Origin of the sequence: Laspinema palackyanum D2c (genome assembly GCF_025370875.1) — a bacterium.
Lineage (GTDB): Bacteria > Cyanobacteriota > Cyanobacteriia > Cyanobacteriales > Laspinemataceae > Laspinema > Laspinema palackyanum.
On record NZ_JAMXFD010000010.1, the window covers coordinates 14,012 to 27,957 of the forward strand.

A 13,946-nucleotide genomic window follows, 5' to 3' on the forward strand; every position below is an offset into this window, starting at 1 on the left:
TGAAGATTGAATCGATTTTGCACGAATTTTGCTCACCTCCCCGGGTTTTACTCACCGGGGAAATCACCCACGGCGATTGTCGCCTAACCCGGTCTAAAATTAGCAATTTGCAATTCACAAATCCTGTGAATTCTGGTTAAAACCGGATATTTACGATATCAATGGAGTATAACTTAGGGAATGAACGGACGAGGTAGGAACAGAGGAATCTGTTGTTGCCCTCACTCTGGCTTATTTTACCATTAATGAGCGATCGCAACGATGACTGGAGAAAAAATTGGCAAATACCTCACCCTAGAAGAATTTTGTACCTGTACGCAAACCTATAGAACCTACAAGGATCAGATTAATCCCTTTCCCGAGAACCCCCAGGAAACGATTCCGGCAATTTTGGCATTAATTGATGCCATTGTCGATCCAGTTATCGACGAGTTCGGACGCGATCGGTTCCGCTTGACTTATGGATTTTGTTCCAAAGATTTAAAGCGCTATCTGGAGAAAAAAGACCCAGTAACGGGACAAAAAAATGGTCGGGTGGCCCCGGAATTGGACCAACATTTGGCCCATGAGGTGAATCAGAAGGGCCATTATTATTGTAAGCGCCTGGGTGCCTCCTGCGATTTTATGATTCTCGATTTATCTAGTGCAGCTTTGGTGGATTGGATGTTGGCCCATCAATTACCTTTTGATTCCCTTTATTTTTATGGAGAAAATCGACCGATTCATATTAGTTATGGTCCCCAACAGAAGCGGGATATTTGGACTTTTACTCGCGGGAGACAGCCGACTAAGAAGGGGATTGAGGAGTGGGTGGAGTTGGCGAAAAGTATTAAATGAACCCGCACCCTGAAGGGTGGGGCTATACGAACAAAGCCCGCCTGCGCGGGCTAATTATAGAAGTATTCATGGCCCTACAAAAACAGGCGGGTTAATTACTCAAATACGGGCGGCCATAAATCAGCAATTGGCATTTCCCAACCCGGGAATAATTCGGGAATTGTTAAAGTATTTTCGCTATTTAAAACGGTAGTTTCTCCCGTGGGACGATAGACGGTTACGGTTTCTTTATCGGGGTCCACTAATATCCCGACTGTTGTTCCTAATGCTAAAAATAGTTTAATTTTATCGGCGAGGGGATTAAGGCGATCGCTTTTAGATTTAATCTCTACCATCAAATCTGGAACGAGGCGCACAAAATCCCGATTACTGCGCTTGATTCGGTCCGCAAGAACAAAGGATACATCCGGTGCTCGCAAGTCCGTATTCGGCAGGATAAACCCACCACTGGAGTCATAAACTCGCCCCAATCGCCGGGGATTTACCCACAGTTTCAGCAAAAAGGTAAATTGAGCACCAATTTCGCTAGATGTATCATCGGATGGACCCATTGCCTTAATACCTCCATCAATTAATTCCAGGTTCCACTCGGGATGTTCTAATTGGACTTGTTCCAGGTCGGCAATTGTTAAACTCATAACTTAACCTCTCTGTAGCTTTATTTAATTTTAGCTTAAATCCGGTTCAGTTTCAACTTGCTTTTTCTGACGCGATCGCAATGCTGTTGCTGCTTTGAGGATTTTCAAGCGATAGGGGTCAGCATCTTTGCGCCAAAATACGGTATTTCCCCGAATCTCGGCACAATTTTCTTCTAACCGTTTTTGCCAACTTTTAAGGGTTTTAATCTCCCAGGGTCGGTCTAGCAATCCCCGATTTTCTTCCTGATGGGTCAGTTTAACCAGTTTTTCATACTGGGGATAGTCCGGAGTGACACAGGCATCTTTGCGATGGAGAATAGGGGGATTATCATCTTTGTCATAGTCTCGATAAATCACCCGCAAATCGATTAAGTCAATATCCATCCGGGTATGTAAGCGGGGATGGGTTTCTTTGTCAAAATTGGGGTAAAATAAATAAGATATTCTCGGCTTTTTCAGGCTAAACTTAATTAAAGTGGCCTCATCCATCCGGCCAATTGCCCGACTCACGACCCCTTCATAAATTCTCAGTAAGGGTTCGAGGGTTTCTAAGGCGGAAACATGAACGGTGAAACTATTAGGTTTGAGCAATCCCACGGAACTATTTTTACAGCTACTTGCCACTAATTGAATATCATTTAAACTAAAAACCAGTTGTTCTGCCATAATACAGGCAGTCCGATAGGAGGGAAAGAGTGCTTTAATATCATTTTGAATTTCTAAGGGTAAATGAGACAGTTGGACTCGTTTTAACAAGTTAGTAACAGCAATATAAGTCAGGAGGTCTTTGCGGCGTTTTTCGGTGATTGCCTCCCATTCTTCCGGGTGAGTGAACTCCATAATCACTTTAAAGGCGCGGCGCAAATTGCCAAATTCGGCGATAATTTGCGGTTCTTGGGGGAGTTCTCCGGGAACTGGCAGTCTGCCGCGATCGCTGGCAAATTCCATGAGTGGCGTCAGGATTTCCCGATACTCATCAAAACTTTTCAGCAGTTTAGGCACCGTCGTCCGACTGCGGAACCGATACGCCTGAATCCGTTGTGCCAGTTGTTGGTCCCGAAAGACGAAATAAATCCCCAACGCCACAGGAATTGCTTCCACTTGGAGCACAGTTTCGATATACTGTTTCAGTTCTTCCTGTTCATAATATTTCTGAAAAGTATGGCGGCGCGTAATTACTCCATCTCCATAGGCAACTTGACCAGAATTGCGGTCATCCACTAACACTAAAGATGCAACAATTAACACTTTTTGGGTCAATTCCCAGGATTGAATCAGCGCTTGTCGGCGTTCTTCTAAATCTTCAATTACATTAATGATATAACCCAAATTTACCACATCTGCCGGAGTCCGAGGTGTATCTGGAGAATAATACGGGTCCCAACCACTACTCGGAAATCCTTGTTCGGCAATGCGTTTAATATCTCCCCCATGACCACATCCATAATCAAAAAAGGTCGTTCCTTCAGTAAAAAATCCCGCTTCTAATCCTAATCGCATGGGACGGGATATGGCATTTCTGACAATTGCAGCGCGATGGCGTTCGATTTTGGGGGTGGTTTTTAGGGTTTTATTTGTTGTTTTTGGTTCTGATGTGACAATCACCGTATGTCCCTGAATTTCGACCCCAGCATCGGCCAAATGTTCTAACCATCCATTGCGCGTTCCAATCCCCCGAGACTTTTTTAATAGTCCTAATTTTTCTTCTGCTTGGGTGAGGTTTTCAAACAGTTCATACAGCGGATAATCTGGGGTGACAAAGGTTTCTTTACGGTGGAGAACGGGAGGATTATCTGCTTGGCGATAGTCTCGATAGCGAATTCGACCTTCGGGGAAATGAATCTGTAGACTTGCCTCTAATGCCGGATGTGGGTCAGTGTCAAATTCGGGATAAAATAAATAAGAAATAATCGGTTTATCAAGGTTGAATTTAATTAAGGTTGCGCCATCGACTCGTCCCAAATGACGACGGACAACTGCTTCGTATAAACGCAGGATTGGGTCTAAAGATTCTAGTGCCCAAGCATGAATATACAATGCACCGGGTAGCTTTTTCCCGAGGGGACTATTTTGGGAAGCGGTGGCGACTCCATCCGGTGATTCTAATTGGGATAACAAGTTTTGCGCCGCTTGTTTTGCGTTATTCCAATTCCCAAATAAGGCGCGAAAATTAGCTGCAATTTGCGGGGAAAATTCCGAGAAGGAGGGAACGCGCTGTTTCTCCCAAATTAGACTTGCTAGATAAATTAAGGCATCTTGACGGCATTTTTCCTGAATTTGCTGCCAAATTTCCTCGGAGGTTGCTGCTTGAATGTGATGGAATGCTTGTTCTAAACTGCCAAATTCTCGGATAATTGCTTTGGCGGTGGATAACTCCTTAATCTGGGGTAACCGTCCCCAGTCCCCGATAAACTCCATCAACGGGGTGAGGATTTCTTCCTGTTCAATTAATGCAGTAGCATCCGGGTTGAGGGGAGGAATTATTGAGCGCGATCGCCCTAAATTGAAGTGATAAATTTGAGCATCTGCCGGATTGCGAAAGATGAAATAAACCCCCAATCCTGCTGGGGTTGCCTCGACGGATAAGATGCGTTCTAGTTCAGTTTTAAGTTCTACTTGTTCATAATAGGTCTGAACCGAATTTATGGGAATTACGCCCTCTTTCCCATAAGCAATTTTTCCTCGATTGACTTCGGAAACGGTGACTGAGGCAGCGATAATTAAAACATTTTCGGTCAATTTCCAGGCATCCTGCAAGACATCCTCACGTTCTTCCGGGGACTGGATTATATTGAGGATATCGGCAAGATAAACAACATCCGCAGGATGGTGATTGGCATCTCCCCCATAGTCCAAAAACGTGGTTTCAGCAGTCAGAATTCCCGCTTCTCCGGCGAGACGCAGGGGACGGGGGAGATGGCGGTGAACCGATGCCAAACGGTCTAGTTTAGTTGGGGGTAGCGGCAAACTGGATTTATCCATAAGATTGGAGGTGTAACTCAGCAGCGATCGTGACCCACCTTTTTCATACCACAAAACGGCTGCCGCCAGTCTAAATTTTTATTGCCGCTACCCCGTCACGGCAGAAACCGATGGAGAATTATGCGCTAAATTTACTGCGGATCTCTTCGATTCGTTTGCGGTTTACCCCTAAATCAGACTGTCCTAACCGCGACGCCGATCGCACTTGAATGACATCGGACTTGCGATCAAGAAAAAATTCCACATCATCGACATATCCCATCAAAGAACTGGTAAACTCAGCATACAGATAATGAGCATCAGATTTAATTACCTTGGCATTCTCTGTTTCTTCGATAATCTCCTTGAGATGAGTAAATGCTCTTTTGGCCGAAGATTCATATCGTAACGGTTCAATCTTATGCTTTTTATCCGTTTCTTCCGCTTGAGAAGAGACACAATTGGGAGAAGTTGGACAAGGAGATAATTTTCCCATGCTGACGCCTAAGTTATCAGGACGTTCTCCCGAAAAGGAGAACAGACTGGCGATCGCATTTGGGGAAATTTCAGCAGCGAATGCCGCCGGAGTTGGACCCAAATAACACAAGAGTGCCAAGGTGACCGAAAAACACAGAGTGAGAACTTTGACAGGAGATAACTTGTACATAAATCACCGTTTGATGTAAAATGCTCTTCTCATTCTAGCGGCAAAGGCAACTACTGGTTCACCGTTTCCCCTTTGATTCTTTCTCCGTTGTCTGACTCGCCACTGCCACATCAATTAAATGCTCAATTTTCTTGATATTCGGGTCCCCTGCCAGATACCCAATTCCGCGATGCAGATGCAAGCGAAACTGTGTTGCCAAAGTCTCTTTATCCGTCCCCAATCCATCTTGGTGGCAGCGTTGTTTCAAGGCCAAAATTAAAATATCTGACATTTCCCCCCCAAAGACTCGCCAACTCATTTCGACGTTACTATCTGCCGGAATTGGAACCGGAGATGGGGTAGAATTTTCCGACAAAGACTTACAAAATGCCCAACGGCATAAAATATTCCATTGGTCAATTTTAGTATAACGCTTGAGTTTGCTGAGTTGTTCTTTTGCAGTTTGAGAGAGTTTAATTCGGTCGAGGGGTGGTTCCATTGATGGTGTAAAAATAAAGGTGGATAAACCCGACGTGGGTTAAGAATAGAGGTGTGGGGTAATTTAATAAACCTCTTGCAAAATTCTTTAAAGCCCCCCTTCTTAAGGGGGGTTGGGGGGATCCCTCCGTTATTTGCCAGAGTTTTATAGTTTACCAGAAATAGCCCTTTTCTACAACAGTTTTTCGGGTTGCGGGTTGATATTTGAGGAGGTAGCTATTGGCGATCGCCTCCTGTTCTACAAGGTGCTCATACTCAGTCTTGCTAATTTCCGTATCCGTAGATAGCAGAATCACCTGATGAGATGCCGAGGGAAAATAGCGTTCAATTAAATTATTCCGATGGGAAGAATCCAACCGTCCCAATGGGGTATCGATCGCCACTGGTAGATGCCGTCCCGACACTCGCGCCAATCCCCACAAAAAGGCGATCGCCAACAACTGCTTTTCCCCTGCCGAAAGACGATGTTTCGGCACAGGTTGACCCTCGGGGTTGTACAGGGACAATCCAAAACTTTGCTTATCAATCGCAATCCGATGGACTAAATCCACTTTATGTAACAGATAGCGGAAACAGTCCGTTACCTCCACCTCTAACTTATTTAACTTCCGCAGGGTCAACCGTTCCTTAAACAATTTCAGGGTTTCCTGAACCTTCTTCGATGACTCAATAATATGCTCATCATTTTGGCGTTCAATACTCCTTTCACTGTACACCGCCAGTTCCTTCTTGAACCCCTCAATATCTTTCCCTAACTTATCGCATCGCTGCTGACCATTATTATAGTCCGCTTGAGCTTTCACCACTGCCGCTTGTGCGGCCTTCAATGCCGCATCCAGTTGTTCATAAATCTCTGGAGAAGGTGCCGATGCCAGTTGTCGTTCATTGAAGGTAATTTCCATCTCCAATGCTTCCAAAGACTGCAACTTTTCCTCCGCCAACTTCACCTGACTTGGCAGTTCATGACGCAACACATTCGCCAACAAAGACAAGGTTTCTTCATCCGCTGATAACCAGAAATCCTCTTCCGAACCAATTTCCCTATCAAGCGCCTCATCCTCTTGTTCCAGGAAGAACTTAACCTTATCCAACTGCTGCGGTTTCAGCTTCAATTTGTCCAGATATTCTACCAGACGACTGCTGCGTTCCTTCACCACATCCCGCGCAATTTTGGCCTGAAGAGATTTCGCCTCCCTTTCCCCTTGAACCTGCACATCATTCAGCAACGGTTGAATTAAAACCAGGGGTAAACTCCCCCCAGCTAATTCTCCCAAAGACTCGCGCATCTGTTCCAGACTTCCCTCTAAACTGCGCTTTTCCTTTTCCAGTTGAGTCCGTTCCGCCGCAATTTTCCCCCCTTCCGAAATAAACTTATCCCAAGCATCCCGCTGCCGTTCATGCGCCTGTTCTAACTTATTTTGCAATCCCCCTAACTCTTGTTTGGCCTTATCCAATTCATCGTTAGATGTTGATAACTTTTGTTCAATTTCTTCCAAACTCGCCAACTGCTTTGCACTCGCCAACTTCTTCTGCTTTCGCCGGACCAAAATATCCAAATCTATGGATAACCGTTCCGCCAACTCCAACCCCAATAAAGATTGAATCGCATCCACCACCACCGGAGGCGGCGTTTCCTGTTCCGCCAACTCCTTCACCTGTTCCCCATCAAACAGAAACAGATTAGAAATCCCCAACGGCAACAAATTCTCGATATATTCATCCCAAATATTCGTCAAATCCGTTCGCGGCCAATCTCCTTCCAAAATCCCTAAAGTATCCTTACCATCCTTGGGATTTGCTTCCCAATAGCGCACAATCCGCAACTCCACCGCCGCATCATTTTCAAAATGCTCAAACACCAACTCAATCCGAGTTTTTTCCACCGGATCCGAATCCCGAGTCACACATTGAGTCAGGAAATCACTATAATTCAAATTGCCTCGGGTCGAACATTGAGCGCGAGGACCATAAAGTGCCAACCGAATGGCATCCATCAGGGTCGTTTTCCCCCCACCATTCATCCCCCCAAACAGGATAATCGGACGAGTCTCCCCATGAATTTGGGGACGTAAATCAATCACTTGTCGTCCCATATAAGGACCAAAGTTTTGCAGAACCAGTTCAATAAAAATCACGATACAGTCAAGGTAATAAAGTCAACAGTAACCAGAATTCCAATCCCCCCTACTAGGCAGAATTCCAATCCCCCCCCTTAGCAAGGGGGGGTTAGGGGGGGTCTCTTCAATTAATCCTCTACATCATCATCAGCATCGAGAGTTGGATATTTCATCGTCCCCCAACTTAACTGTTTAACCCCAGCAACATCCTCATCAGTCCCCAAGGGTTTCATATCCCGATTTTTAAGCTGTTTAATCGCATAAACATCCCCTTCCTTAGCAGCAGTTTTTAAGTCCCGCTTGTAATGAGCATTTTCAATTGCTTCTGCCTGCGATCGCGAACTACTTTCAAAGCATTTCTCTAACGCATCATACACCCCCGTCCGTCGGGATTTTGTATGATACTGATACTCCGTCCCAATCAATTTAGACATCAATTCCAAGTGCATCGTATCCGGGTTGCAGATTTCATGCAAAACCTCCCACTCATCACTTCCCCACAACTGATTCCCAGCGCCAGGACGAGGGTCCTCAAACACTTCCCCGGTTACTTCTTCATAAATCTTAGGCAAGCTATCGTCAAATTCATGCTTCTCTTCCAGCCAAATTCTCCGAATTTCGCTGAGTTCTTCTAAAGTAATCAGGGTGATATCCTGCATATCTTCAGGACCATTTTTTCGGATTCCCGTTTGAGCCGATAGAACTTTTCTCAGCCAATGCTCCCGCCATTTTTTAAGGTAAGGTCCAGGAATAGGCACTACCGTCATTTCCCCCTCATTGTTGCGCTCAAAGAGTTCAACTTTCCCATAAATACGACGGAAGTCTCGTTTATCATGGTCTTCATGAATATCTAATTCATTACGAATTTCCAACAATGGCATCATCCATTCTTTTTCATCATCATTTTGGATCATGGCTTGCATGGATTTATCTTGATTGACAAGAGTACAAACCCAGCAACCAAAGCGAGAATCCCCACAACTTGGGGTAGAGGTATCAACAACGAGGGGACATTCATTGTCTGCTGTTGCACCCCGATACATAGTAAATAAATCTTTGTTACTTTGTCCCCAGGGATTTGACCACTGATTCAAATAAAGCCATACCTCATCATTGCGCCAGTCTTCGATAGGAGTATAGACTAAAGAATTAATCAGACTTGATCTAGGACTTAGGCGATCGCGCACCCTTTTTTCTTCGTGTTTTTGCATGGTTGCCGAACGGCTGACGCTTTCAGCCTTCCGCATACCTAAAACAAGAATGACTTCTCCATTGTCCCTAACCATGCTACGAATGAAGTTGTTAGCTGGCTGAATTTTTAAACGATCTGTACACCATCGAAAACGGGAACGAGGTGCTGGATAACCTTTTCCAATTAAACAGACCCAGAATGTATCTTTAACTTTTGGGTGAAGCAAATTTGGCTCAAATGGCATTTGTTGTTCCATAGCTGCTTCTTTCATCCGGTCCAGCGATTTGCGAACCCATGTGGCAACAATTGGATTTTCGACCAGAGTATCGGTCGTAATTACATGAATAGTTTTGGTTCGCTTTTCCATTGGAAGTTGAGCGACTGCATTCCAGATTAACTGTAATGTTGCCGTGCTGTCTTTCCCCCCTGAATATCCCACAATCCAGGGAACTTCATCTAAACAATATAAAGATTGAACTTCTTGGGTTAGTTTTTCTATGTCCTCGACTAATTCATCCACACTGCGAGGTGGGAATAATGACATTTGCGATTGTTCTGACATTTGATGAAGACTCCTTGCTATCTTGCTAAATTTAGTGATCTATGGTAAAATTGAAAACATTTTTAATTTAAGAGGTAAAAGGGCATCCTCAATTTTTGACTTTTTTTACATATTTTATTCATGCTTTACACCCTCTAGTTACTTTTATAATGAGTGAATAGACTTGTATTAATCTATCCGAGATGTCCCCTCCTGAATCGAGGTTACCAACTCGGGTGGATCGGTGTTCAATTCCTTATCGGATGTCAGTTCTCCCTACTCTTACGATTTTATATGATGGACAACCACTTACCCGAGACAGAAACTTCCCCTCGCCTGGATCCGTTCCTTGAGCCCTATTTCGCAAAACATCATCGCGAAAAGTGTTATCCCGGTCTGATTTTCCGCCAAGGGAAGCGCCAGATGGTGCAAATCAATGTCCCTGCCGATGATTTGCCGACGCTTCTCCAAGCAAAACCCTCTAGTGATAACGACCCGGATTCGGGTAAAAATCGCCCAGAAGTTAAGGGTCATGCCGAGGAAATCAAAGAGTATATTCTGAAACGTGCCAGCAACGGTAAACCCTGGATTTTGGGAACCCTAACGGCAAATGTCGATCCCAGCAAGATTGAGATCATTGAATTGGGGAGAGGGATTTGCTTAGTAGTCATTCCTCGGGGAGTCAAATTAGATATTACAGATGGACAACATCGTAAAAGTGCCATCCAAGATTTAATTATCGGTGAATTTGGCGAGGTAATTGGCGATAATGATTTCCCCATTACCCTGGTTTTAGAACCGGATTTTAACCAGTGCCAGACTGATTTTAGAGACATGGCGCAGACCAAGCAACTGGATAAATCACTGCTGTTGTCTTTTGGGGAATTTGAAGGTCGAGTCGGCATTACTAAACGAGTTGTCGATGAAGTTTTCATGTTTCGAGGGAAGACGGAAAAAATCAAAAATTCTCCTGCTCTTAAAAAGAAGTTGATTTACACCAATAATTACATTATCAGAGCCGTAAGCTGTGCCTTCACTAACGACCCAAATAATGAATTAAGAGGATATGATGTAGATCGCGCATCAGATTCTTTAGTAAATACACTGAATGAGTTTTTTTCGGAATGTAGTCATACTCGACATATTTTTGAAACAAACCCTGAAGATTTGACGATTGAACAAGTAGCTGAATTTAGAGAGAACTGTGTCTTGGGAATAAGTGTAGGATTGGATATTCTTGGACGATTACTCTATTACACCTACCACCCCAATAGTATGTCTTTTGAATCCAGCCAAGTATCACAAATAGCTCTACTAAATTGGTCAAGAGACAGTCATTTATGGAAAGACAATGTTGTGTTAATTGACCCCAAGCCTAAAAATCCAGCCAAACCCTACAAAATTTCTTATGTTTCTAGTGCTGTAAGAATTGCTGTAAATCGGGCAAAAACACATCTAGGATGGATGTAAAGTGTGCCTTTAGCTATTTTAGAGGGAGTCGATCGCCCTAAATTCTCCCTCCTAAAACTTCTACTGATTTTCCAAACGCTTCTCTTCCTCCGTTAACGGCAAATTTAAGCGCTTTTTCAGATAAGCAGTCATCCGCATCACGCTATTTGACCCTTGGGACAGTTGACCCTTGAAAATCACCCTCCCTTCCCAGTCTAAATGCGATCGCGACCAATCGACTTGCCGTAAGGGATCCAGATGGTCTTGCCAGGTGTCTGGATAAGTCCTGAGTAACGTGGCACCCACTGCGCCTAACCCGATTAAGGCGATCGCCTGAGTATGCAGGTAATCTCGCCGAATCTCATAGGCACTAACTTTGCGGTCTAATACAAGTTGCCAATCTGGAATATGCCGACTGACTGCATTCCAGTAATCGACTGCCTGTTTGATTTGTGCTTCCAGGGGTTCCCCTTGCCAGTCTGCCAATAATGTCAAGGTTGCCTGACAAATATGGGGGAGTATAAACAGTTTACCAGACCGGGTGCTTAAATGACTGCGTTCGGTTTCCGTCAGGGTGCGGAATACCTCCACTTGCTGATATACTCCTCTCCCTAATGCCGCTTTGTCATCGCGATGGTCATACAGCAAGTTTAAGGCAGGGTCCGATCGCACCGGGTAGCGGTTGAGGTCACTAAAAATTTGCTGCGATCGCTTCAAACCCACATCCAGAAACAAAATCAGGGGAATCGTTTCATACCCCAAATCCGGATTCTGCTTCAATGCCGATTCAAATGCCACCCGCCGATGTTGACCGTCATTGATGGTAAATCGCGCATCCATCGGCACTCGCAAGCGTCCGATTTTTCGCCCTTCCGCTTCGGTTCCCAGGGGTTCAAAGGTGATATCCGCATCAATAGAGGCGGTAATCGCCGAGATAGTATAACTGCGGGGATTATCCAAAATATATTGGGTAATTTGCGGCACCCTTGTCCGATTCAGCGATCGCCTCCCCCGACTTTCTGGCGGCGTTTCCACCTGTTCCAGGGGGAACAGTTTCGGCAGGAGTCGCAGGGGACACATGGACACATAGTATTCCCGTCCCGCCTGTATTCCCCGAACGACAGGTAAAACATATTCAAACGCGGTATTTAGCACGATCGCCCTCCCGGTATGTGCGGTAGATGGTATCCCACTGGCAACTCCCCCTTTTATTTTAGACTGCTCTTGACGAATCAAGATTAATATGTTATAAGCAAACCGGATTTAATCCCTTTGTTTTAGTAAAGCACAAAAAGTTTTTAAAAACCAGCTTTTTAGCAAAATAGTTAAAACCCTTACGGGGAAAGGGTTTGAGAAAGGGTGGGTCAGTCTGGGAAGTTTCCTGCTATGTTTAAGGATGTGCCTATCGATGTGAACGTCCTCATGAACCCTCCCCGGAAACCAGCAACGGACCTTGCCAATAAAATCCTGGAACAGGAAAACAGCGATCGCGAAGCGTTGGCGTTATTGCTGGATCGCCATCTCTCCCGTAGCGATCGCCTCCTGGTTCAGAAAACCCAGATGGGGAATACCGAGGCATTTATTGGATCCGTCACCTTAGAATGGTTAAGCAGTCGGGTTCGTTTCGCCTCCCAACTGCCACTCTTTCAGAAAAAGTATGACCCCCAAACCGATAATGTTGTCCGGGACCGGGAAACCATTGACGAACTGCTACAACGTCCCCTAGATTGGTCCCGCCAAGCAGCTTTGACCCTGTATTTAGTGGCACGAAAAAACCATAAATTTCCGGCATTGTTGGTCGTACAAAGTCCGGCGTGGGTGGATAATCCCGATGCGCCAGAGTGGGATAAAACTGGGCGATCGCGTCAATCTAGTTGTGACTTCATTTCCTTAGACAAAGACAACACCATCGGACTCTTAGAACTGTCTGAAAAAATTGCAATTTTTGCCTTAGATGGTCAACATCGACTGATGGGAGTCCAGGGATTAATGGAACTGATTAAAACCGGACGACTCCAACGCTATAACAAAAACAAAAAACCCGTAGGTGCGGCAATTACCATCGATGATTTAAAAGAGCAATATCAAGTCGAATCGGCACATCTGCAAAAATTAGCCTCCGAAAGAATCGGCATCGAATTCATTCCCGCAGTCTTGGAAGGAGAAACACGAGATGAAGCAAGGCGGAGGGTTCGGTCGATTTTCGTTCATGTTAACCTGATGGCCGTCAACCTGAGTAAAGGACAACTCGCGGTCCTGAATGAAGATGACGGATTTTCAATTATAGCGCGGAAAGTTGCGGTCACTCATCCCTTATTGAAAGAACAAAAGAAACGGAATGCGCGGGTGAATTGGGATAGTGCTACGGTTGCTGCTAAATCAACGGTTTTAACTACCCTTCAGGCGCTTAAGGATATGTCCGAACGCTACTTGGGCCCGAAGTTTCCCCAGTGGCAACCTGCGAATAAAAAAGGATTTATTCCGATTCGTCCAGAAGATGACGAACTAGAGGAAGGTTTACGGGAATTTGAAGCATTATTTGATGGATTATCCAGCTTAGTCAGCTATCAGCAACTTGAATCGGGAACCGAAACTCCAGAAATGCGCCGATTTAGTCATGAAAAAGGCAACGGCGATGGGAATTTACTCTTTCGTCCCATTGGACAAATTGCCTTAGCGCAAGCGATGGGAATTTTAGTGTTTGAGAAAGGGTTTTCCCTGAAAGAGTTGATTGAGAAGTTGCAGGAATTTGATGTGGATGGGGGATTTAGTGGGATGGAATATCCCCGGTCCCTTTGGTATGGGGTGTTGTATGACCCGAGTAAAAGGCGGGTGTTAGTTTCGGGTCGGGATTTAGCGGCGAAATTGTTAGTTTATATTTTAGGGGGAATTGAGGATGATTATGAACGCGCCAATCTTCGCAAAGCGTTAGCGGATGCGCGTACTTTTGAAGGGAAAGCAGTCAGTTTTGAGGGAAAATTTGTGAAACCGAAGGAGGTGGGTTTGCCGGAGGTTTTGTAAAGAATTGTTCCCTAAGCTACCACTGTCCCTGGGGAGGCGTGATATA

At 44.9% G+C, this 13,946-nt stretch carries 10 protein-coding genes; 3 read left to right on the forward strand and 7 right to left on the reverse strand.

The window, feature by feature from the left end:
- Positions 1 to 261: 261 nt before the first annotated feature.
- Positions 262 to 837, forward strand: coding sequence for a hypothetical protein (locus NG795_RS13765; RefSeq protein WP_367289239.1), 576 nt, complete (start codon positions 262 to 264; stop codon positions 835 to 837).
- Between the two features lie 95 nt (positions 838 to 932).
- Here NG795_RS13765 and NG795_RS13770 read toward each other — a convergent pair whose 3' ends face one another.
- From NG795_RS13770 to dndC, 6 genes are all read right to left on the reverse strand, one after another.
- On the reverse strand, positions 933 to 1,475 hold the full coding sequence (locus NG795_RS13770) for a Uma2 family endonuclease (RefSeq protein WP_367289240.1): 543 nt from the start codon (positions 1,473 to 1,475) through the stop codon (positions 933 to 935).
- A 30-nt stretch (positions 1,476 to 1,505) separates the two neighbouring features.
- A complete protein-coding gene (locus tag NG795_RS13775; protein WP_367289241.1) occupies positions 1,506 to 4,457 on the reverse strand; it encodes a DNA phosphorothioation-associated putative methyltransferase in 2,952 nt (983 codons plus the stop codon).
- 118 nt (positions 4,458 to 4,575) lie between these two features.
- Entirely contained in the window at positions 4,576 to 5,103 is a 528-nt protein-coding gene (locus tag NG795_RS13780) for a DUF1499 domain-containing protein (RefSeq protein WP_367289242.1), read from the reverse strand.
- A gap of 58 nt (positions 5,104 to 5,161) precedes the next feature.
- The gene (gene dndE, locus NG795_RS13785) at positions 5,162 to 5,581 is read right to left on the reverse strand and encodes a DNA sulfur modification protein DndE (RefSeq protein WP_367289243.1); all 420 of its coding nucleotides are present in this window, start codon (positions 5,579 to 5,581) and stop codon (positions 5,162 to 5,164) included.
- Positions 5,582 to 5,732: 151 nt separating this feature from the next.
- Entirely contained in the window at positions 5,733 to 7,715 is a 1,983-nt protein-coding gene (gene dndD / locus NG795_RS13790) for a DNA sulfur modification protein DndD (protein ID WP_367289244.1), read from the reverse strand.
- Between the two features lie 110 nt (positions 7,716 to 7,825).
- Positions 7,826 to 9,451: a DNA phosphorothioation system sulfurtransferase DndC gene (dndC, locus tag NG795_RS13795; protein WP_367289245.1), complete on the reverse strand. Its 1,626-nt coding sequence runs from the start codon at positions 9,449 to 9,451 to the stop codon at positions 7,826 to 7,828.
- Positions 9,452 to 9,724: 273 nt separating this feature from the next.
- On the opposite strand from dndC, the gene NG795_RS13800 reads away from it, so the two are divergent.
- Positions 9,725 to 10,900: a DNA sulfur modification protein DndB gene (locus NG795_RS13800; protein ID WP_367289246.1), complete on the forward strand. Its 1,176-nt coding sequence runs from the start codon at positions 9,725 to 9,727 to the stop codon at positions 10,898 to 10,900.
- A 60-nt stretch (positions 10,901 to 10,960) separates the two neighbouring features.
- On the opposite strand, the gene dndB is transcribed toward NG795_RS13800, so the two are convergent.
- Complete coding sequence (dndB, locus tag NG795_RS13805; RefSeq protein WP_367289247.1) at positions 10,961 to 12,115, reverse strand: DNA sulfur modification protein DndB; 1,155 nt, start codon at positions 12,113 to 12,115, stop codon at positions 10,961 to 10,963.
- 186 nt (positions 12,116 to 12,301) lie between these two features.
- Between dndB and NG795_RS13810 the strand changes: the two genes are divergently transcribed.
- Positions 12,302 to 13,900, forward strand: coding sequence for a DGQHR domain-containing protein (locus NG795_RS13810; protein WP_367289248.1), 1,599 nt, complete (start codon positions 12,302 to 12,304; stop codon positions 13,898 to 13,900).
- Positions 13,901 to 13,946: the final 46 nt, after the last annotated feature.

What these genes read in the sequence shown, in the direction of transcription:
- NG795_RS13800 (WP_367289246.1), top strand. Translation starts at nt 9,725, where the DNA reads ATGATGGACAACCACTTACCCGAGACAGAAACTTCCCCTCGCCTGGAT.
- NG795_RS13770 (WP_367289240.1), bottom strand. Translation starts at nt 1,475, where the DNA reads ATGAGTTTAACAATTGCCGACCTGGAACAAGTCCAATTAGAACATCCC.
- NG795_RS13775 (WP_367289241.1), bottom strand. Translation starts at nt 4,457, where the DNA reads ATGGATAAATCCAGTTTGCCGCTACCCCCAACTAAACTAGACCGTTTG.
- NG795_RS13810 (WP_367289248.1), top strand. Translation starts at nt 12,302, where the DNA reads ATGAACCCTCCCCGGAAACCAGCAACGGACCTTGCCAATAAAATCCTG.
- dndE (WP_367289243.1), bottom strand. Translation starts at nt 5,581, where the DNA reads ATGGAACCACCCCTCGACCGAATTAAACTCTCTCAAACTGCAAAAGAA.
- dndC (WP_367289245.1), bottom strand. Translation starts at nt 9,451, where the DNA reads ATGTCAGAACAATCGCAAATGTCATTATTCCCACCTCGCAGTGTGGAT.
- NG795_RS13780 (WP_367289242.1), bottom strand. Translation starts at nt 5,103, where the DNA reads ATGTACAAGTTATCTCCTGTCAAAGTTCTCACTCTGTGTTTTTCGGTC.
- NG795_RS13765 (WP_367289239.1), top strand. Translation starts at nt 262, where the DNA reads ATGACTGGAGAAAAAATTGGCAAATACCTCACCCTAGAAGAATTTTGT.